General features: G+C 60.6%; 21 protein-coding genes and 2 pseudogenes. 14 read left to right on the top strand and 9 right to left on the bottom strand.

The features are described from left to right. Positions 1-3: 3 nt before the first annotated feature. The 3 genes from B7G53_RS13905 to B7G53_RS13895 are packed head-to-tail and all read right to left on the bottom strand — an operon-like array spanning position 4 to position 1,935. Positions 4-780, bottom strand: a complete 777-nt coding sequence (locus B7G53_RS13905) for an HvfC/BufC N-terminal domain-containing protein (RefSeq protein ID WP_096668653.1) — start codon at positions 778-780, stop codon at positions 4-6. Beyond that, positions 777-1,619, bottom strand: coding sequence for an MNIO family bufferin maturase (gene bufB, locus B7G53_RS13900; protein ID WP_096668651.1), 843 nt, complete (start codon positions 1,617-1,619; stop codon positions 777-779). The genes B7G53_RS13905 and bufB overlap by 4 nt, the downstream gene beginning before the upstream one ends. Before the next feature lie 28 nt (positions 1,620-1,647). Continuing rightward, positions 1,648-1,935, bottom strand: a complete 288-nt coding sequence (locus tag B7G53_RS13895) for a BufA1 family periplasmic bufferin-type metallophore (RefSeq protein WP_096668649.1) — start codon at positions 1,933-1,935, stop codon at positions 1,648-1,650. A gap of 148 nt (positions 1,936-2,083) precedes the next feature. Between B7G53_RS13895 and B7G53_RS13890 the strand changes: the two genes are divergently transcribed. Next, positions 2,084-2,653: a sigma-70 family RNA polymerase sigma factor gene (locus B7G53_RS13890; RefSeq protein ID WP_096668647.1), complete on the top strand. Its 570-nt coding sequence runs from the start codon at positions 2,084-2,086 to the stop codon at positions 2,651-2,653. Then, positions 2,650-3,291: a DUF1109 domain-containing protein gene (locus tag B7G53_RS13885; protein ID WP_096668645.1), complete on the top strand. Its 642-nt coding sequence runs from the start codon at positions 2,650-2,652 to the stop codon at positions 3,289-3,291. Before B7G53_RS13890 ends, B7G53_RS13885 begins: the two co-directional genes overlap by 4 nt. Positions 3,292-3,552: 261 nt before the next feature. On the opposite strand, the gene B7G53_RS13880 is transcribed toward B7G53_RS13885, so the two are convergent. Continuing rightward, positions 3,553-5,079 (bottom strand): CoA-acylating methylmalonate-semialdehyde dehydrogenase, encoded by a 1,527-nt coding sequence (locus B7G53_RS13880; RefSeq protein ID WP_096668643.1) that lies wholly within the window; start codon positions 5,077-5,079, stop codon positions 3,553-3,555. A 118-nt stretch (positions 5,080-5,197) separates the two neighbouring features. On the opposite strand from B7G53_RS13880, the gene B7G53_RS13875 reads away from it, so the two are divergent. Continuing rightward, positions 5,198-6,139: a LysR family transcriptional regulator gene (locus B7G53_RS13875; RefSeq protein WP_096668821.1), complete on the top strand. Its 942-nt coding sequence runs from the start codon at positions 5,198-5,200 to the stop codon at positions 6,137-6,139. Between the two features lie 265 nt (positions 6,140-6,404). Here the strand turns inward: B7G53_RS13875 and B7G53_RS13870 are convergent. Further along, positions 6,405-6,582, bottom strand: a pseudogene (locus B7G53_RS13870) (IS1380 family transposase); the annotation flags it as partial. Here B7G53_RS13870 and B7G53_RS22520 point away from each other — a divergent pair. The 5 genes from B7G53_RS22520 (at position 6,563) to B7G53_RS13850 (ending at position 11,523) form a co-directional block, all read left to right on the top strand. Further along, entirely contained in the window at positions 6,563-6,907 is a 345-nt protein-coding gene (locus B7G53_RS22520; protein WP_141396336.1) for a hypothetical protein, read from the top strand. The pseudogene B7G53_RS13870 and the gene B7G53_RS22520 sit on opposite strands and share 20 nt — an antisense overlap. Before the next feature lie 423 nt (positions 6,908-7,330). Further along, the gene (locus B7G53_RS13865) at positions 7,331-7,852 is read left to right on the top strand and encodes a TRAP transporter small permease (RefSeq protein ID WP_176491366.1); all 522 of its coding nucleotides are present in this window, start codon (positions 7,331-7,333) and stop codon (positions 7,850-7,852) included. Further along, complete coding sequence (locus B7G53_RS13860) at positions 7,845-9,188, top strand: TRAP transporter large permease (protein ID WP_096668819.1); 1,344 nt, start codon at positions 7,845-7,847, stop codon at positions 9,186-9,188. The genes B7G53_RS13865 and B7G53_RS13860 overlap by 8 nt, the downstream gene beginning before the upstream one ends. 28 nt (positions 9,189-9,216) lie before the next feature. Next, positions 9,217-10,290, top strand: a complete 1,074-nt coding sequence (locus B7G53_RS13855; protein WP_096668639.1) for a C4-dicarboxylate TRAP transporter substrate-binding protein — start codon at positions 9,217-9,219, stop codon at positions 10,288-10,290. A 39-nt stretch (positions 10,291-10,329) separates the two neighbouring features. Continuing rightward, positions 10,330-11,523 (top strand): hypothetical protein, encoded by a 1,194-nt coding sequence (locus B7G53_RS13850; protein ID WP_096668637.1) that lies wholly within the window; start codon positions 10,330-10,332, stop codon positions 11,521-11,523. Positions 11,524-11,583: 60 nt separating this feature from the next. On the opposite strand, the gene B7G53_RS13845 is transcribed toward B7G53_RS13850, so the two are convergent. From B7G53_RS13845 to B7G53_RS13835, 3 genes are read right to left on the bottom strand one after another with little or no spacing between them, the layout of a single operon-like run. Next, the gene (locus B7G53_RS13845; RefSeq protein WP_096668635.1) at positions 11,584-12,801 is read right to left on the bottom strand and encodes an FAD binding domain-containing protein; all 1,218 of its coding nucleotides are present in this window, start codon (positions 12,799-12,801) and stop codon (positions 11,584-11,586) included. Between the two features lie 9 nt (positions 12,802-12,810). After that, positions 12,811-13,257 (bottom strand): VOC family protein, encoded by a 447-nt coding sequence (locus B7G53_RS13840; protein ID WP_096668633.1) that lies wholly within the window; start codon positions 13,255-13,257, stop codon positions 12,811-12,813. Positions 13,258-13,273: 16 nt separating this feature from the next. After that, positions 13,274-13,903, bottom strand: coding sequence for a TetR/AcrR family transcriptional regulator (locus tag B7G53_RS13835; RefSeq protein ID WP_255250015.1), 630 nt, complete (start codon positions 13,901-13,903; stop codon positions 13,274-13,276). A 201-nt stretch (positions 13,904-14,104) separates the two neighbouring features. Here B7G53_RS13835 and B7G53_RS13830 point away from each other — a divergent pair, with 201 nt between their 5' ends. The 6 genes and pseudogenes from B7G53_RS13830 to B7G53_RS13805 form a co-directional block, all read left to right on the top strand. Continuing rightward, complete coding sequence (locus B7G53_RS13830) at positions 14,105-14,761, top strand: CoxG family protein (protein WP_096668629.1); 657 nt, start codon at positions 14,105-14,107, stop codon at positions 14,759-14,761. Between the two features lie 36 nt (positions 14,762-14,797). Continuing rightward, positions 14,798-15,673: an FAD binding domain-containing protein gene (locus tag B7G53_RS13825; RefSeq protein ID WP_096668627.1), complete on the top strand. Its 876-nt coding sequence runs from the start codon at positions 14,798-14,800 to the stop codon at positions 15,671-15,673. A 32-nt stretch (positions 15,674-15,705) separates the two neighbouring features. After that, complete coding sequence (locus B7G53_RS13820) at positions 15,706-16,206, top strand: (2Fe-2S)-binding protein (RefSeq protein ID WP_096668625.1); 501 nt, start codon at positions 15,706-15,708, stop codon at positions 16,204-16,206. Beyond that, complete coding sequence (locus B7G53_RS13815) at positions 16,203-18,647, top strand: xanthine dehydrogenase family protein molybdopterin-binding subunit (protein ID WP_096668624.1); 2,445 nt, start codon at positions 16,203-16,205, stop codon at positions 18,645-18,647. The genes B7G53_RS13820 and B7G53_RS13815 overlap by 4 nt, the downstream gene beginning before the upstream one ends. A 120-nt stretch (positions 18,648-18,767) precedes the next feature. After that, complete coding sequence (locus tag B7G53_RS13810; protein WP_096668622.1) at positions 18,768-19,409, top strand: glutathione S-transferase family protein; 642 nt, start codon at positions 18,768-18,770, stop codon at positions 19,407-19,409. Positions 19,410-19,466: 57 nt separating this feature from the next. Continuing rightward, positions 19,467-20,273: pseudogene (locus B7G53_RS13805) on the top strand (IS701 family transposase); the annotation flags it as partial. Positions 20,274-20,315: 42 nt separating this feature from the next. Here the strand turns inward: B7G53_RS13805 and B7G53_RS13800 are convergent. Next, positions 20,316-20,421 (bottom strand): transposase domain-containing protein (locus tag B7G53_RS13800; protein ID WP_141396335.1); only part of this gene is annotated, 106 nt, incomplete at its 5' end.

Below are 20,421 nucleotides of genomic sequence, written 5' to 3'. Positions count from 1 at the left end.
GGATTAAGTCGAAGTGCCCGCAAAAGCGCCGGAGCGCAGCAGGCTCGCAAAGGTGGTTGCGAGGTCTGCCTTCGGTTCGGCCGCCAGCGCGTGTGCCGTCGCATCAGCAAGTGTTCGGCCATCAGCGCAGGCATCGAGGAAAACGCAACCGGCTTTCGTGATTTCATGCCAGACCACCGCATCGCGAGGCCGCGTCAGCAGCGCGCCTTCGCCCCGCCAGGTCAGATCTTCCTTGAGTTCGTTGAGCTCGTTGTTTCTGCGATTGCGCTCCCAGATGCTGTAAACCGGGTGTTCGTCGAACCAGGCCCAGCGTGCCGCCGGATGGGGACTTAGCACCAGGATGGCCATCTGCTCCGGCGTGTGGCCGGCGACCCATGCGGCATCAACGGCGGGGGCGTCGGGTGCGACATGGGCCTCGCGCCAGAAGGTGTCGAGCTGCGCCACGCCGGGCAGGTAGACAAGTTCGGCCGCCGGTTCAAAGCCACGCAGGAAGTCGGAAAAACCGCTGCCGTAGTACAGAAGGCGTGCGTCTTTGGGCGCTTCGGCCGCCACATAAAGCGCAGCGGCGGCACGAAACCACTCGGCCCCCACCAAGCGTGCGACCGCTGGAAAGTTCGCCTCCAGTGCGTCGATGCAGGCCTTCATCACCGTGTTGCGGTACACCGCAAAAGCAGGTTGCGTGGCGAGCAGTTGCATCTCAGGGCCGACGGCCGCGGGCTGCGCGAACAACGCCTGCGCAAAGGCCTGCTGGAATTGCCCCAGCGGCAGCGGCGTGCTCATGCAATGCTCTCCTGCGTGCCGCGTTCGAGCTCAAGCAAGGCCTGATCTCGCTCAGCCATCAGTTCGTCAAAAGCCGGCACGTTGCCGTCGCGCTCGATCAGCGTGGGCCGCGCACCAGAGCGCTCAATGAAGCGGCGATAGAGGCGCCAGACCTCAGGCGCGACGGGCGTGTCATGCGAATCGATCAAAAGGCCTTCGCCCAGGCTCGGATCGGCGGTATGGCCCGCAAGATGAATTTCGCTGACCAGCGCTTGCGGAAAGCGGTCCAGCCAGTCCTCAGCGCAGAAGCCGAGGTTGCGCGCTGAAACATGCACGTTGTTGATGTCGATCAGCAGCGAGCAGCCGGTACGCCGCGCCAGCTCACTCAGGAAATCTATTTCGTCCCATTCATGCCTGTCAAGACGCAGGTAATGCGAGGGGTTTTCGATGGCGATCACCGTATTCAGCGCGTCCTGAGTGCGCGCAATATTGGCAGCGATGCGTTGTAGCGCTGAGGTCGTGCGTGGAAAAGGCAGCAAATCGGGAAAATACTGGCCGTTCCATTGGGACCATGCCAGATGCTCGGAAATCAGCGACGGCTGGATACGCCGGGCCAGCGCCGCCAGCCGTTGAAGGTGAGTGGCATCCGGCTCCGCGTCGCCTGCGAGCGACAGGGACACGCCGTGCAGGGACACTGGATGACGGGCGCGGATGGCGTCCAGCCATCCCACCCGCGGGCCGCCCGCCGCCATATAGTTTTCGGGGTGCACCTCAAACCACAGGCCATCGGCCTGTGCTGAGAGCGCAGGCTCGAAGTGCTCAGGCTTGAGGCTGAGGCCAGCCGTGAGGACATCAATCATGGCAGCGGGATAACGACTTGTGACCGGGTCAGGACTTAATCGGTTGCAGTGAGCCGGTTCCCTTGGGTGTTTTGATCGTGATGCAAGTGCCGGCTGGCACGTTCTTCCAGGCGTTGCCCTGGTAATCGACTTTGGACGTACCGGCGCAGGTTGTGCCGGGGCCGGCGGCGCAGTCGTTCTTCCCGGCCATCGAGACGCCGTAACATTTTTCCATCTTGGCCATTTTGTCGGTCATTGGTTTGTCCTGGGCCAAGGCAGCGCCGGCGGTGAGCGCACCAAGGACGAGGGCGGAAATGACGAGGGGACGGTTAGTCATGAATAAACTCCTAAAGATGTTTGAAGCGTAACCACGCCGAATGCGTAGTTATCTGGTACTTCGTAGCCCGCATCGCTGCGGTTACAGCGCAAGGCACAATCGGGCAAGTTTTTTGCACTTTTTGTAACCAAACAAGCCGAAAGATCGAATGACAAGAAGGAGTGTTGTGGTGAGAAGCGAGGCGGAACAGGTGCTGCATGACTTGTTCATGCGCGGCCTCAATGGAGATACCGCCGCCTACCGCGCCTTCCTCCAAAAGCTCAGTACCTATTTGCGTGCTTTTTTGCGCAAACGCCTCTTCGGCTGGCCCGATGAAGTGGAAGACCTTGTCCAGGAATGCCTGCTCGCCATGCACAATCAGCGCCACACCTACCAGAGCGACCAGCCGCTGACGGCTTGGGTGCATGCGATCGCGCGCTATAAGATGATCGATCTGCTGCGGGCCAAGTCGATCCGCGAGGATCTGCATGACCCGCTGGACGACGACTTGGCGGTGTTCGCCGAGTCGGCCACGGAAGCCAGCGACGCGAGGCGCGACTTGGTTGGTCTGCTTGAGACCCTGCCCGAACGTCAGCGGCTGCCTATTGTCCACGTGAAAATAGAGGGTCTGTCGGTGGCCGAGACAGCAAGTCTGACCGGCATGTCGGAGTCGGCCGTGAAGATTGGCATTCATCGCGGCCTCAAGGCCTTGGCAGCCAGATTCAGGAGCACCCTGTGAAAACTGACGATTTTGTGGCGATGCTTGCCAATGGGGCGACTGCCGTTCCGCAAAACGCGGCCGGCCGGCGCATCAGACGGGCGCTGCTGGTCGGTGTTCCGGTGTCTCTGGCGATCTTCTTCGCAGGTTATGGATTACGTGACGACTTGAGGCTGGTCATTTCATTGCCGATGTTCTGGGCCAAGCTGTTGTTCCCGCTGTCCATTGCCGTCTCGGCCTTTGTCACCGTATTGCGTCTGGCACGACCGGGCGTCGAGGTACGGCGCGCCTGGATGGGCATGGTGGTGCCCGTGCTGTTGGTCTGGACGATGGCCGCCGTGGCATGGTTCGGAATGCCGATGGAGGAGCGCCTGCCATCGTTGCTGGGGCAGTCCTGGCGCACCTGTGCGCTCAGTATCGGCCTCCTGGCCTTGCCGGTTTTTGTGGCAACGCTGCTGGCGCTCAGGGATCTCGCTCCCACCCGGCAGACACTCGCCGGCGCGGCTGCCGGTGCGCTGGCCGGTGGCGTGGGGGCCGCGATCTATGCGCTGTACTGCGTGGAACTCACTTTTCCGTTTCTTGCTGTTTGGTATGTCATCGGCATGACGGTGCCGGTGCTTGCTGGTGCTGTATTAGGACGTTTGTTACTGCGCTGGTAGCGAGCGCTGAAGTGGATCAGTAGCGACCTCGACTTAAGGCAATGCTGATTAAGGTCCACGACAGAGGAGGCTGGAGCGTTACATGCCGATGAAACAGTATTCGTGGTGGCTCTGGCAAGTTCAGTACGGTCTTACCGGGACGCCAGTCCTCGCGCCATACGTCTTGGGAGATATCTGTTACTGGCCCTTACGGTGGCGATCCTTTACCAGTATATGTGCCACGGACCCGCTTGGGATCGGCGTTTCCGCACCCAATTCTGACTACTTCGCCGTCGGCATGACAAACTCCGCACCCTTGCCAATGCTCTCGGGCCAGCGCTGCATGATGGACTTCTGCTTGGTGTAGAAACGCACGCCTTCTTCGCCATAAGCATGCATGTCCCCGAACAGGCTCTTCTTCCAGCCGCCAAAGCCATGCCAGGCCATGGGCACCGGGATGGGCACATTGATGCCCACCATGCCCACCTGGATGCGCCGTGAAAATTCACGCGCCACATGGCCGTCCCGCGTGAAGCAGCTCACGCCATTGCCGAACTCGTGCGCATTGATCAGTTCCACCGCTTCAGCAAAGTCTTTCACCCGCACGCAGCCCAGCACCGGCCCGAAGATCTCTTCCCTGTAGATCTTCATCTCCGGCGTCACATGGTCAAACAGCGTGCCGCCCATCCAGAAACCGTTGTCGCAGCCACTGCCGGCATTCTTGCCGGTGAAGCTGCGGCCATCGACCAGCAGCTTGGCGCCTTCTTTGACGCCGTGGTCGATGTAGCCGGTGATGCGGCTGTGCGCCGCCGCTGTCACGATAGGACCCATCTCCGCATCAAGCTCGACACCGTTCTTGATGACCAGGGTTTTGGCGCGGGCTTCCAGCATGGGAACGAGCTTGTCCGCGACATTGCCCACCAGCACCGCCACCGAGATCGCCATGCAACGCTCGCCGGCCGAGCCGTAGCCGGCACCGATCAATGCATCCACGGCCTGCTCCAAGTCGGCATCGGGCATCACCACCATGTGGTTCTTGGCCCCGCCCAGGGCCTGCACGCGTTTGCCATGTCGCGCGCCAGTCTCGTAGATGTAGTTGGCAATCGGCGTGGAGCCCACGAAGGACACCGCCTTGACGTCCGGATGGACCAGCAGCGCATCGACCGCCTCCTTGTCACCCTGCACCACGTTGAACACACCGTCGGGCAGGCCGGCCTGCCGGAACAGATCGGCCATGTACAGGCTGGCGCTCGGGTCGATTGGGCTGGGCTTGAGCACAAAACAGTTGCCGGCGGCAATCGCCACCGGGAACATCCACATCGGCACCATCACCGGGAAGTTGAAGGGCGTGATGCCGGCGACCACGCCCAGTGGCTGGCGCAGCGTCCAGTTGTCGATGCCGGTGCTGACCTGGTCGGTGAAGTCGCCCTTGAGCAGCTGCGGGATGCCGCAGGCGAACTCGACAATGTCGATGCCGCGCGAGACCTCGCCCCGGGCGTCGGTGAACACCTTGCCGTGTTCGGCCGTGATCATGTGCGCCAGTTTGTCCTTGTTCTGGTTCAGCAGTTCGAGGAACTTGAACATCACGCGGGCCCGGCGTATCGGCGGCGTGTCGGCCCAGGCCGGGAAGGCCGCCTGGGCCGCGCTGACAGCAGCGTCCACCTCGGCGGCATTGGCCAGCGCCACGCGGCCGGTCACGGCGCCGGTGGCGGGGTTGAAGACGTCCTGGCTGCGTGCGGATCGGCTCGGGGCATTTCTGCCGCCGATGTGGTGCCCAATTTCGGGGATGGCTGGGGTTGGGAAATTCATGTGTGGTCCAGTGGATAGTCAAAGAGAATGGCGGCTTGGAGCCAGTTTAGGAAGGAGTGCGAGGCTTGGCTACGCCCGGGCGCTGAATTGTTTGTTCATTTTGGTGAACAATAGACAGATGATTTCCAAAAAAGTTGAATCTATGTGGTCCCATCTCCATGGGCTGACGGTGCTGGCTGAAAACGGTAGCTACACCGCCGCGGCGAAGCGGCTGGGCGTGAGCAAAGCCGCCATGAGTCAGCACATTTCCGAACTGGAGAAGGCCGTCGGGGTCCCCTTGGTGCGACGCACGACACGAAGCATGCGTTTGACCGAAGCCGGCCAGCAACTCGTCGACGAGACCCGCGGCGCGTTTGAACAAATTGCAACAAGCTTCAACAGCGCGCGCGACATCGCGGGAGAACCGGGCGGGCTGATTCGGCTGACTGCGCCAGTGGCCCTGGGGCGTCAGCAACTCGTTCACCGAATCGCCGCCTTCCTGCTGAAGCATCCTTCGGTTCGGGTCGAAATGGAGTTTTCTGACCGGCTCAGCTCGCTCTCTATTGAAGGATTTGACCTAGCCATCCGGCATACCGCCTCACCGCCAGAGACCCACGTTGCTTGGCTCTTGTGCAAAACTCAGTCACTGCTGGTCGCCAGTCCCGCCTATCTCCAACGAAAAGGCATGCCCGTCCGTCCCGAGTCACTTACCGGGCACGACTGCCTGCACTATCCCAGGGGCCAGGAGTCTAACGTCTGGTCCATGGAGCCTAGGTCCGGACGTGTGAAGTCCCACGGGAGGGTCACGGTGCCGACCAGCGGGCCGTTCGGTGCCAACAACAGCGAGGCTTTGCGTGAAGCCTCCCAGGCGGGATTGGGCATCGCCTTGCTGCCGGACTTCAGTGTGCAGGGCGCCATTGGGGACGGCAGCCTGGTCGAAGTCCTCCCGGGCTGGCGACCCGTGGGCACGTTTGCGGACAGGATATTCGCGATCCGCCCGTATTCGCTGCATGTATCCCGCGCCGTCACCTTGCTCGTCCAGCACCTTCGGGTAAGCTTCACTAACGGCTTCCCGATCTAGACCTGAGCCTGCCCTCCAATGGGCAGGGGTCATGCGCCTAAGCCTGTGGGCTGGTTAGGACAGCGAGGAAGCGGACCGCGCAGCCTGCTCATAAAAGCCGCTCATCCGACCCAGGAAACGCGCAAGCTCGGTCATTTGGGGATTTAGGATGCCCTGTCCTCGGTCTTCGCACCCGTTTGCGAAAGAATTACGGCGGCGGCTGCGGCCGGGGTGTTGAGTTGCGCTGAAGCCTGACCCAGTGGATCAGTTTTCGGTCGGCGGCAACAATCTGCTCAAGCCGCGCATTGCGCGCCTGGCCCACGATATGGTGCACCCCGGCCCGCTCGCAATAGTTGATGATGCGTTGCCTGCAAAAGCCCGAGTCGCTGGCGCGGCCGCGTGACCAGCAGCTTGAAGATGGCAGCGGCGTATTTGGCCCGATCGATGCGACTGAGCCGCAGGTACAGGGAGGTCTGCTACTCGGGTACGCGCGGGCCAGGCAAGACCGACGCCATACTCGTAGCCTTTGCCCATCACTGCAACATCGACTACTGGGTGTTCTGGCCCGGCGTGATCTTTCGCCGCGAGTACAAGCATCTGGACGACATGATCAACAAGTCCAAGCGCTGGTTCAACCAGCTCACGCCGCAGTTTTGTCCGTGCTATTTATCCGGCCAAGGCGCCATGAACTGGTTCTGGCCGGGCGGCGAGGAGTTGCTGTTTCGCACCTTCAACGCCGCTGACGACTACTGGAAGTACCACGGCCATGAGTACCCCTTCATCGGCTGAAAGAAACTCACTCTCCTGGCCGAGCATCGATTGCTACTAGCCCATGATGAGCTGCGACCACACCAGCCGCCCACATCGCCGCCGTCACGCGACTTCCCACAATCACATATCCCTACACACAGGCGCACGTATTTTCCATGGCTTTTTGATGGCCAGGCTTTTCTGGCGGGCCCCAAGGGTTTGTCCGGATGTTATTGTTTACCGCTTGTTCAACAATTCAAAAATCGGTTTACATATTGGTAAATAATATCTTGCAATCAAGCTTTGTGAAGCTTGGTTCGGCTTTGATGATGTCTTTATCAAGAGTCTTTTGTTCTCGAAGGAGAAGCGTTTTGCCACAGATGGTTGAAGAGCGAGCGATCAAAGTAAAGTGCCCTTCGTTGAGCTGGGCTTTGGATGTCCTCATGTCAGAGATGTCGAGCCATGCGTGATGCCTTCAAGTCGCTGGACCGAGGTCTGGTGTCGTTCAACTATATGGCGCACATGACGGCCGCGTTCTGGTTGTTTGCGATAGCGGTTCTCATTGCGCTGGACGTCTGCTCAAGGGCATTGCTCAATGCGCCGTTTTCCGGAACGGCCGAGATCGTTGCCAATTCGGTGGTCTCGATCGTGTTTCTTCAGTTGCCCTCCGCAATTCGCAATGGCGGCATGTTGCGCGCTGAGATCCTGGATATCTACCTGTCCCGCCGTTCCATTGATCGACTTCAGGCTTTTGCCTGCATTCTTGGCGCGGTGCTCTTCCTGGCTGTCGCGTACAGCGCATGGGGACCAATGATTGAGGCATGGACCATTTCCGAATTCGCGGGCAATGTGTCCACCATCGAAATTCCTCTGGCGCCCATTCGTACCTTGCTGGTGGCCATGAGCATCATCGCGGCGGTGAACTTTCTGTTCATGAGCGCCAGTAACTTCAATCTGGCTCGCGGGGATGTCGCACATGGCTAACACTACTTTGATTCTGTTTGGTTTTGGTGTGCTGATGCTGCTGCTCACCCTGGGTGTGCCGGTGGTGGTGTCGCTCGGTCTGACCAGCGTGCTTGGCGTCGGCCTGCTCACGGGTAGCTCGGACGTGGCGATCTCCATTTTGTCGTCCACCGCCTTCGAAGCACTGCGGGACTACGTGTTCGCCGTGATTCCCCTGTTCATCCTGATGGGCGAGTTCGTGGCCCGATCTGGCGCGGCGCTGGACCTGTACAACTCGATCAACCGGTTGATGCGCCGTGTGCCCGGGCGCCTGGCGGTGGCCACGGTGCTGGGCAATGCCGTTTTCGGCGCCATCGTCGGCGTCAGTGTGGCGTCTGCGGCTGCCTTCAGTCGCATTGCCTACCCGGCCATGTGCAAGGCAGGCTACGACAAGTCAGTGTCCCTGGGTTGTATCGCCGGCAGTGCCTCGCTGGGCATGCTGATTCCGCCGTCCATTCTGATGATTGTGTGGGGGGTGCTGACCCAGCAATCCATCAGCAAGCTTTTTCTGGCAGGGGTGTTGCCCGGCATTGCCCTGGCTCTGATGTTTGCGCTGTTTTGCATTGTCTACGCAATCATCAAACCCGAGGCCTTTGGCCGCAAGCCTGAACTTGCAGGTGCAGATGCAGGGACAGCGTCCAGGGATGCCGACTTGCCGCCGCTGTCGAAATCAGAACTGATCGGCACCGGCGGCTGTCTGGTGATGATTGCCCTGGTGCTGGGCGGCATCTGGTCGGGGATGTTTACGCCGACTGAAGGTGCCGGCATTGGTGCGTTGCTGGCCCTGGTTCTGGCGCTCATCAAAGGCGTACGCTGGGAAGGATTTGTCGAGGTCATTCGCGAGACCGGCAAGGCGGCAGCGCCCATCATGTGTCTCTTGATCTTTGCCCAGATGTATTCTCGACTGCTGGCCCTCAGCGGCGTGGGGGGCACGGTTCAGACCTTTGTAACAGGTCTGAACATGGACCCTGGCATGGTGCTGCTGGCGATGGTCCTCGTCTGGTTTGTGCTGGGCATGTTCATTGACTCGGTGTCGATCATTTTGCTGACGGTGCCGATTTTTGTGCCACTGGCCAACTCCTTCGGGATTGACCCTTATGCCTTTGCGTTGATCGGAATTCTGTCGATCGAGGCGGGCATCATCACACCGCCTTTCGGGCTCGTGGTGTTCACCGTCAAGGGGTGCGTCAATGATCCTGCGGTGACCTTGGGTCAGATTTTTTGGGGCGCATCACCCTACTGGATGATGCTGCTCGTGCTGGCTCTCATCGTGTATTTCGTGCCGCCTCTTGCCACCTTGCTTCCTGCGATTCTCTGAACTTCAACTCTTACTGAGGAGACAAATCATGTTCTACAAGAAAACTTTGAGCGCATTGTGCGTTGGTGCGACGCTCTTCGCCATCCATGGCAGCGCCAGCGCTGACACGTTCAATCTGCGGATCGGCAGCGGCTTTCCCAGCGCGCCGTCACCTTATGTGTTTGAAGCCGAAAAATTCTTCGTTCCTGAAGTCATCAAGCAGGTCAAGGAGAAGACGGGACACACGATCACGTTCACCGAAGCCTATGGGGGCAGCGTGGCCAAGCCCAACGAAACGCTGGCCGCGGTCGAGACCGGATTGCTGGACATCGGCATCTGGTGCGTGTGCTTTGAGTTATCCCGAGTTCCGCTGAATAACTTCCCCTACTGGGCTCCCTTCGGTCCGGCCAAGGCCGAGGTGGCGATTCGCGCTGCACGCAAGGTGTATGACGAGTTTCCGCAGCTGACCGACAACCTGGAGAGAAAGCACAGCCAGAAGCTGCTGGGTCTGGCGGGTTTTGACAACTACCACATCGGATCCACCTTCGAGTGGGAGAAGCTGTCGGACCTCAAAGGTCGCAAAGTGGGTGCCGCTGGTCCGAACCTGCCGTGGCTGCAGGGCTCGGGTGCAGTGGGTGTGTCCACAACGCTGCCTGAGGCTTACAACGCGTTGAAGTCGGGCATTTTCGAAGGCTTCCTGATGTTTCCTTCGGCCTACAACGGTTTCAAGTTCTATGAGCCGGCACCTAACTACAAGAAGATTGACCTCGGTGCGGTGGCGGTGATGATGATGACCGTCAACACGCGGAGCCTGAACAAGCTGCCGAAGGACGTGCAAAAGATCGTCGTTGACGTGGGTCGCGAGTACGAACTACGAGTGGCCAAGTCACTCGACGTGAGCAACTCCCAGGGCCTGGAAAAGCTCAAGGCCGCCGGCGCCAAGATCACTGAAATTACACCGGCTGCCCGCAAGGACTGGGCCACTGGCATCAAGGACTGGCCGAACAAGGTAGCCAAGGACATGGACAAGACGGGTCTGCCAGCGTCCAACGTGCTCAAGGCTTACATCAAGCACCTGAAGGCCGAGGGTTGGGTGCCACCGGTCGAGTATGCCGTTCAATAAGTATTCATCGCTCTATACCCATAAGGAAAGTTGCCGCGCATGATTGAGACTCTCGACAGCATTGAAGGCTCCGGCCTGCCACTGGGTTTTTGTTTTGACCGCCAAGGCCAGCGTCCCGGAATATTTGACGCGCAGGCCGGTCAGGCTACCTTGCGAGTGGATGCCAGGGCGATGGGGGCCCATCAAAAGGAGGCGCTCGTCCATGAGTCGGGCAACGGCCAGGCCTGGCGCCTGGTCAGCGACGAAGGCCCTTACCTCAAGGGCAGCGACATGGCACCATTTCCGCTGGGGTTCTTCAATGCGGGCCTGCAGGCCGATCTGCTCGGTCAGATCAGCCGGCTCGCCAACCGTCAGGGCACGCGGATTGCTTCGGTGGATCTTGAACTGGACAATGTGTTTTCTTTCAGCGGCTCCTTCTTCAAGGGCGACGGCAAGGGAAGCGCCGAGTCGGCACAGGTTCGCCTGACGCTCAATGGCGATGCGCCGGCTGCTGAAGTCGCATCGCTGGTCAAGCAGGCCGTTCAAGCGTCGCCAGCCCTGGCGGCCATGACGACGCCGCTGGACTGCACCTTTGCGCTGTATGTCAATGGCATCCGGCGCGACGTGCTCCAGGCTCTGCCATCGGTCGCCTATGCCCGTGATCCGCTCAAAGCCTACAGCTGCGCACCAGCGCCATTGGCTGATGGCGCAGACCGGGCGGGCATCATCACCAAGGTGCCTCAGCCACCCGTCGAGACCGAGGTCATGCCGTCGGCCGGTGCCAAATTCGACCTGCGGGTGATGGGACAGTCACGACTGAGCGACATCGCCAGGGGACTGGTCGATGTGCAGACCTGGTTGAAGGCGCCGGCCGGAAGCCACTTTGGCTTTCAGACCGACGAGCTGAGCATGACGGGCGCCAGCGCCCCATCTGGTCTTGCGCTGCTGTCGGCGGGCGTATCGTTTTGCTACATGACGCAGTTGCTGCGTTATGCCGAATACCTTAAGTACAAGGTGCGGTCAATTCGCATGGTGCAGTACAACCCGTTTGGCGTTCGCCATGATGCGCAAGGCGCCACGGTGGGCATGGCGGCACCTGCTGACACGCACCTGTTCCTCAACGGCGACGAACCGGACGAGGTGATGCAACGCCTGCTGGTGATGGGTGCTCAGACGTGCTACTTGCATGCCGCGCTGAAGGCGGCGCTGCCACCGGTGGTGCAGGTGACTTACAACGGTCAGCCGCTGTCCTGATGGGATGATGGCCACGGGGCGGTGAATGCGACAGCGCATTCACCGTCCATTTTTTTTGGTTCAAACCATTGTGGCAGCAGGAAAATCGAGGTCGATGGCAGTCTCTGACATCACTTTGGCAGCTGCGCGAGGAGGCAACGTTGATCCTTCAAGCGCTGAGCTTTGCATGTAGGCGCCAAGGTGACGGCCGCGATCCACGAGTTGGCGATTGATCGAAGTCCTCGCTTCGGAATAGGCGACTAACGCTGCTGACGTTGCGCCGTGCTCGCTGAAAGCGGCTTCCAGCGCAAGCGCATCCTGCATCGCCTTGGTGACGCCCATGCCAACATGGGGCCTTGCCACGTAAGCGGCGTCACCCAGCAGGGCCACGCGACCCTGAACCATCTGCGGCGTTGCCAGATCACTGATGGGTTGCAAAAAGGGTTCCAGGGTCTTCTCAACAATCTCTGCGAACACAGGTGCAAGCAGGTTCCTTGCGTCATTTCGCATCCGCTCGACTTGCTGGCGGGACACCTTGTGCGGCGCGATGCCCTCGGGATGGTGCTGGCCGTTGTCGTCGGTCAGCAGCGTCTCCAACTGACGGCCGGTTGCGGCTGCGCGGTACCAGACAAAGTTCCAGGCGCGCTGACCCGCGGCACATTGGTTGCCCGGTCCTGCAACCGGATAGCCAATCAGCTGTTCACCGGCTGGCAGGCAAAAACCGAACCGCTCAAACACGGTATTCAGGCACTCGTGTGACAACAAGCTCTCGGGGCACACACCACGCCAGGCCACGTAGCCCGCATAGACTGGCGAGCTTGCAGGCCAGAGTTGTCGCCGGATCGACGAGCGCAGGCCATCGCAACCGATCAGCAGGTCGCCGGTGCTGTCGCCGGTGCTGGTTTGCAGATTGACGCCCGTGCCGGTCTCAGTGAATCCGTAGACGACAACCCCGCGATGCAGCGTGGCCCTGGGCGCTTCATGCAAGAGCCCGTGCAGGATCTGGTAGAGCCGGCTCCAGGAGGTCAACACCTGCGGCATATTCAGCTCGCCCAGAACATCGCCCTGCTGCCCGAGGGTGATGCGCGACGGGACAGAGACGCCTAACTCGGTGCCCACAGGCATGCCGCACCGATACAGTCCCTGGATCAGCGCGCTGTGGGTGACGATGCCGGCGCCCCGACCATCCAGCGCGCTGGCGGCCTTTTCAAACACCGAGACCTGGTGTCCGGCTCGCGCGAGCAGGTTGGCGCACATGAGTCCGCCGAGGGACCCGCCTGCAATGAGAACGTGTGCCATGCAGCGCGTTCAGGCTGCAGCGCTGAGTTTTTCGCTGGCCGGGTAGTTAAGCTCTACCACGACGCCATTGGGGTCGTCCAGGAATACCTGGTGCAGTCCCAGGCTGGGAACAGTGCGTTCACGCACTTCAATGTCCAGGTGTGCGAGGTGTTTGAGCATGACGTCCAGCCCGGTGGCGCTGAATGCCACGTGATCGATGCAGCCCGTGCCGTGCAGGGTCGAACTGTTCCGGTCGCCCAGGTAATTGGCAAGCCCCGCTGTGTCTGAGGGATCGATGCCAATGACGTGCACTACCGCATTGGCGATGTCGCCATGGTCGCCGCTGTACATCCACACCCCGGGAAACGGGAACTCAGGTCGTGGTCCGACAGTCAGGCTCAGCACCTGCTCATAGAACTGCTGTGTGGCCTGCAGGTCGGTTGTGCGAATGGAAAAGTGGTTGATGGCCAGGTTCATAGGGGTGGTGGTGGTGTCAGGTGTCTTCGCTTGCGCGGGGTTCGAGTTCAAGACTCGCTTGCAGATAGCTGCGCACACGGTCGGTAATGATGGTTTCGTCGTCCATCGCCGGACTGTCGTCGTGCATGGCCTGGCCATAGACGAACCGGCGCAAACCGCCGTAGAAAATGCCGCCGTGCAGCCCCATCAGCAGTTCGTGTTCACGCACCGTGGTCTTGCTGCGACTCTTGCAGCCGCGATGGCGTCGGGTCTCGCGAATGATGCGGGGAAACAGCTTGTCGCCCAGCATCTTAAAAAAGCGGTCGGTGATGCTGCGGTCGGTCAGGCCCGAAAAAATCAGGATGCGGACGAACTCCCGCGCCAGCACCGTGCGCGCGTAGTCGACGTAGAACTGGATCAGCTTTTCCTCGGCGCTCAGGCTCTTGGCGTTCAGCAGGTCCTCCCACTCGGGCTTCCAGCGACCGACGAACACTTCAATATAAACCCGGTCGATCAGGGCCTGTTTGGTCGGAAAGTAGTGGTAGACCAGCGTGTGGGTCACGCCGATGGCCGTGGCCAGCTCGCGCATCTGCGCGTCAAAGCCATGTTCAGAGAAGAAGGTGATGGCGCCGTCCACGATGTGGCGCTCGCGATCTTCCACCGACATTCGCCGCCTTTTGGCAGGCGCAGGGACCTCATTGGCGGCCACATCGCTCAAATCTGTCGCGGTTTCAGGGTTACCACGGGTGCTTTTTCTATTTACCAAATTGTCAATCATGGATATCATTGTTTAACGGTTGGTTAATACGGCCATCAGTGCAAACCCGCAAGCGGGCCAGTTTTTATACACAGATTGTGCAGGCATCCCATGGAATTAGCTGGAGAAGTTGCAATTAACGCCTCGCGAGAGCGAGTCTGGTCCGCCCTCAACGATGCGCAAGTGCTCCAAGCCTGTGTCCCGGGCTGCGAGGAGGTCATCGAAGAGTCCGACACGGTTCGCAAGGCCCGGGTCATGATCAAAGTGGGCCCAGTTCGCGCTCGTTTCAGCGGCAAGGTCACCCTGTCAGAGGTCGTGCCCAACGAAGGCTGCGTCATGAGCTTTGAGGGCTCTGGTGGTGCTGCTGGCATGGCGTCCGGTCGTTCCCAGATTGCCTTGCTGGAGTCGCCGGATGGCACCCATCTGACCTACACCGTCAAGGCTTCTGTGGGTGGCAAGCTCGGTCAGATCGGTGGACGCATGATGGACGCCTCCGCCAAGCAGCTGGCGGATCAGTTTTTTGGCGCTTTGCGACTTCAACTGGAGCCGCAGGCTGAACCGGTTGCCGAGGCGCCAGTTTGCACAGATAGCGCGGTTGACGGCGCGGCCGCGGCCACCGCATCCAAGCCTGCCGTGGCAGTGAACCGGGCTTCGCCGGTCCCACTGGCCCCCACGTCCGGATTTGGCGAGTTCAGCCGGGTGCTGTGGTTCGCATTGGGCTGCGCCTCCACCTCTCTGGGCGTGTGGCTTGGCGCCCGGCTCTTTTAATCCCGGTTCACCCCACATCAGACCCGCAAGGACTCCATGAAATCTGCTCAATTTGACTATGTGAAGGTGGACAGTGTCGCTGCCGCCCTGGCGCTGCTAGGCGAGCATGGCGACGATGCCCGCATTCTGGCCGGTGGCCAGACCTTGCTGGCGACGCTCAACATGCGTTTGTCAGAGCCGACCCTTCTGATTGACATCGCCGGCATTGATGCGCTGCGTCGTATCGAGGTGCGTGGTGACCGTTTGCATATCGGTGCGCTGGTCACCCACAGCAGCATCGAGTCGTCGGACCTCGTGGCCGAGCATGCGCCCATGCTGAGCGCTGCCGCGCCACACATCGCTCACCGGGCGATCCGCAACGCCGGTACGTGGGGCGGCTCCATTGCTTATGGTGACCCCGCAGCGGAATGGCCCTGTTGCCTGGTTGCGCTCGACGGTGTGGTGGTGGTGCAGGGACCCAAGGGCCAGCGGCGCATCGGAGCGAAGGATTTTTTCAGGGATTTGTACACCACCGATCTTCAGCCCGACGAAATCATTGTCAGCGCGGATGTGCCTGTCACGAGTACCGCCGACTGGTTCGGGTTTGACGAACTGGCGCGTCGACACGGTGATTACGCCATCGCAGGCCTGGCCATCGCGGCCCGCTTCGACGGCAGCACCCTGACGCGAATTCGCCTGAGCTTTCTGGGTCTCGGCGCTACCCCGTTGCGTGCTCCTGCGACCGAGGCCTTGCTTGAGGGTGGGCAACTTAACGACGCCGCGCTGGCTTCGGTTGTCGTTTCGCTCAAGCAAGAGCTGGATCCGATGGCTGATCTGCACAACGAGGGTGGCACCAAGCTGCACCTTGCCACCGTGCTGGTCACCCGGCTGCTTACGGCCGCTCACCACAGTCGCATGGCGCTCCGCGCCTGATCCACACACACCACAGACTTTAGGAAACTCCCATGGCTGATCTTCAGACGATTGACCTGACCGTGAATGGCCAGGCCCACAGGTGCAGTGTCCAACCGCGCCAGCATCTGGTTGACTTCGTGCGCAATGAACTCGGACTCAAGGGGTCGCACCTGGGCTGTGAGCACGGGGTTTGCGGTGCCTGCACTGTTGAGGTCGAAGGGAAGATCGTGCGCGGTTGCCTGACCCTGGCGGTACAGGCCAACGGTTGCAAGGTCAGAACCATTGAAGGCCTGAGCCAGGACGGTGACGTGCAGGACCTGCAAGAGGCCTTTGTGCGGCACAACGCCTTGCAGTGCGGTTTTTGCACATCAGGCATGGTCATGGCCGCCAAAGAGCTGCTGGAGAGCAAGCCTGATGCCACACGGTCTGAAGTGCGCGAGTGGATCAGCGGCAACTATTGCCGTTGTACGGGTTACCACTCCATAGTGGATGCCATTTGTGAAACGCTTGCCATCCGAGCCGGTCGTGTGACCGCAGGGAGCGTCGCATGAGCACGACGACCATCCATCCGCAGGCTGTCAACGCCGTCGAGACCCGCGAACGTCCCACCAAAGTGGCTGATCTTCTCCGCCCGGTGACCACTGATCAACGCTACATCGGTGCGAGCTCCGAGCGTCCTGGCATTCGCCGCCTGGTTCAGGGGCAGGGGACCTATGTCGATGACATCGTGCTACCCCGCATGGCCCACGTGGTGTTCTGGCGCAGTCCGGTGGCGCACTGCCGCATACTCTCCATCGATGCCGAGGCGGCCAAATCCATGCCCGGCGTGATCATGGTGGCCGATGGCAATGACATTGCCAAAGTCTGCAAGCCCTGGGTGGCTACCCTGGAACATCTGAAAGGCATGAAATCCGCGCCGCAGTACCCACTGGCGATTGAACGCGCTTGCTGGCAGGGCGAAGCGGTCGTGGCCATCGTCGCCGAGACGCGTGAGCAGGCCGAAGACGCATTGCAGTTCGTGATGGTCGACTTCGAGCGCCTGCCGCCCGTGGTCAACATCGAGACAGCCCTGAGGCCGGATGAGCCGCTGATTCATGACGAGTTGGGGGATAACCTGTGTTTTTCGCGCAGCCTGGACACCGGCGGCGTGGATGAAGCCTTCGCGCGGGCAGACGAGGTGGTGGACATCACCTTCGAGTTCGGGCGTCATACTGGTGTGACCCTGGAGCCACGCAGTCAGATCGCCGATTGGAACAGTGCGGACCAGCGTCTGACCGTCTACCACTCCTGCCAGGCTCCGCACATGATGCAGGACCTGTATGCCCGGCAGTTCTCCTTGTCCGAGACCGCGGTGCGCGTGCTGTGCAAGGATGTCGGCGGTTCGTTCGGCATTAAGGTGCATGCCTATCCGGATGATTTTGCAACCGTGGCTCTTTCGATGATGTGCCGCAGGCCCGTGAAATTTGTTGCTGACCGCCTGGAGTCGTTTACCAGCGATATCCATGCGCGCCATCATCGCGTCAAGGCTCGTCTGGCCGCCACGCGTGATGGGGATATTCTGGCGTTCGACATGGAAGACCTGACAGGGGTCGGCCCCTATTCGATGTTCCCGCGTACCAGTGCGATTGAAGGCAATCAGGTCGTCAATCTGGTAGGCGGCCCTTACAAGCATCAGCACTACCGCGCCAAGCTGGATGTGGTGTTCCAGAACAAGACGCCGACCTGTCAGTACCGTGGTGTGGGTCATCCGATCGCCTGTGCTGTGACTGAGGGGCTGGTGGACCTGGCGGCGCAGCGCATTGGCATGGACCCGCTGGCATTTCGCCGTCGGAACGTGATTCCTGATGATGCATTTCCGGCCACGGGCGCCAGCGGTATCCGGATGGAAGTGCTGTCGCATCAGGCCTGTCTCGACAAAATTGAATCGCTGATGGACTACCCGGCGCTGCGGGCCGAACAGGCCGCTTTGCGCGAGCGCGGAATCTACCGCGGCATCGGCTTTGCGACGCTGATCGAGTTGACCAACCCCAGCGCGTCTTTTTATGGTGTTGGTGGCGCACGTATTGCTTCGCAGGACGGGGCGACCACGCGCCTTGATCCGTCCGGCACCGTAACGGTGCTGGTGAGCGTCGGAGAACAGGGGCAAGGCACCGAAGGCATTTACCGGCAGGTTACGGCAGACGCGGTCGGCGTGGACCTGACCAAGGTTCGTGTGGTCACGGGCGACACGGATGTTACGCCCTACGGCGGTGGCACTTGGGCATCACGCGGCGCGGGCATTGGTGGCGAGGCTGTGCTGCAGTCTGGCAAGGCCCTGCGCGCAAACATCCTGAAGGTGGCAGCCGTTATTCTCAAGCGCGACGCGATTGAACTGGACGTACGTCGCGGCGAAGTGATCGATGCGAGCAGCAAGGCCAGCCTGCTGTCGCTGGCCGAACTTGGACGCATTGCCTATTACCGCTCTGATCTGCTGCCACCAGAGTTCACGCCGGAGTTGGTGGTCACCCGTCACTATGCCCAACGCGCTTACCCGTTCATTTTTACCAACGGCGTGCAGGCGTCCTATGTCGAGGTCGATCCTGAGACGGGCTTTGTCAAGCTGCTCAAGCATTGGGCGGTTGAGGACTGTGGTCGTGTCATCAACCCCAAGCTGGTGGACGAGCAGATCCGCGGTGCCATCGTTCAGGGCATTGGTGGCGCATTGCTTGAAGAGTGCCTCTACGACGACGAAGGCCTGATGCGCAATGCCAGTATGGCCGACTACCTGGTGCCGATGAGCGCCGAGATGCCCGACATCGAAGTGGCCCACGTACAAACGCCAACGCAAAGCAGTCAGCTCGGTGCGAAAGGCGCTGGAGAAGCTGGCACCGCTGGTGCTCCAGCCGCAGTGATGAATGCAATCAACGATGCTATTGCACCTTTTGATGCGCACGTCTGGTCCCAACCCATCACGCCAGAAAAGGTGCTGCGTGCTTTAGGAAAGGTGGATTGAAGCTCAGTCAACCTCATCATCGCAATTTACTCTGCGCGGCGGCCCGGATAACGACACTTGCAAGCCGCAGCTTGGGTGTACTGAATTAATTTTTCTTTTTCGCAACTTGTAAGGAACGCCATGAAACTCACTCTCGCCTTCAGTCCCGTCGTCTGCTCCCTGGTCCCCTACGTCCTACTCACCGAAGCCGGTGCCGAGTTCGATACCCTCAATATCGACATGAGTCGTGACGAGCACCACAGCCCAGAGTATTTGCGCCTCAACCCCAAGGGAAAGGTGCCTACGTTAATCATCGACGGTTATCCGTTGACTGAAAACGTGGCCATCCAGATCTGGATTTCCCGCACGTTCCCGCAGGCTGGATTGCTACCACAAGACCCGCTCGAGCAGGCCAAGGCCATTTCAATCATGTCGTGGTGTGCAGCTGGCTTGCATCCCAAGATTACTCAGCAGGCACGTCCGGAGCGATATTGTTCGATTGAAGGTACGGCCGACAATGTCAAGGCGTTGGGGTCCGAGTCGCTGTTTGAAATGCTGGCGATTGCCGATGACATGCTTGCCGGACGCGAGTGGTTCCTGGACCAATTCAGTTGCGCTGATGTGTATTTCTACTGGGTCATGCGTCGTAGCGGCTTTCTCAAGCCCGATTTGTCGCGATTCACCCATTGCATAGCTCACATGCAGCGAGTGGAAATGCGTCCCAGCGTTCAAAAACTGCTGGGTTTCGAAGCCGAGGTCAAGGCCCAATTCGCCCAACGTTAATCTTACTGTGTCATAAATGTTACGATGTGATCCTCTCGACTTCGTGCCGGAGGATCGATGAATACAGCCGAGCGCTTTGATCTCTACCTTGACCACCTGAGTAAAGGCTTGGGTCACGCGGACCGGCACGCCGGCCTTCGTGGTTACTGCACGGGCCTGATGCTCCCGCTGTCGCGCAAGAGCGTGGAGCCGATGGCCGCGCGGGTGGACCCGATGCACGCGAGCGCCCGACACCAAGCGCTGCACCACTTTGTGGCCAAAGCCGAGTGGTCCCATGAAGAGATGCTTCGGCGGGTGTGCCAGTGGGTGATACCGAAGATGGACTGCAGCCAGGGCGGCTGGTGGATCATCGACGACACCGGATTCCCGAAGAAGGGCCGCCATTCGGTCGGTGTAGCCCGCCAGTACTGCGGGATGCTGGGCAAGCAGGACAACTGCCAGGTGGCCGTCAGCATCTCTTTGGCAAGCACCCAGGGCAGCCTGCCCGTGGCCTGGCAGCTGTATCTGCCCGAAGACTGGGCTGCCGATACTGAACGCCGCGCCAAGGCCGGCGTGCCCGATGAGGTGCGCTTCGCCACGAAGACGCAGATCGCCCTTGAGCGGCTGCGCACTTTGCTGGCCGAAGGCGCGCCGCGCCACTGCGTGCTGGCTGATGCCGGCTACGGCGTGGACAACGCATTCCGTCAGGCCCTCAGCGACATGGGCTTGCTCTATGCGGTGGGGGTCACGTCCGCCGTCGTGGTCTGGCCCCCCGGGGTCAAGCCACTGCCACCCGAGCCCTACAGCGGTATGGGCCGCCCGCCCGTGATGCCCAGACGCACGCCAGCGCTTCAGCCGATGAGCGTCAGGGCGCTGGCGATGTCCCGTAAGCGCGCGGTGATCCCGTCTTGACGACGGCCGACAGGGTCAAGTAGTGGAGAGAGGGGCCTGCCAGCGATGCGGCAGCAGCTCTTGGACGCGACTGGCCGGCTGCGTGGGCAGCCGCTCGAGGATGTCCTTCAGGTATGCGTAC

Origin of the sequence: Polaromonas sp. AET17H-212, from assembly GCF_002379085.1 — a bacterium.
GTDB lineage: Bacteria > Pseudomonadota > Gammaproteobacteria > Burkholderiales > Burkholderiaceae_C > Polaromonas.
The sequence above is the reverse complement of the archived record's forward strand: the minus strand, read 5'-3'. Positions and strand labels throughout refer to the sequence as shown.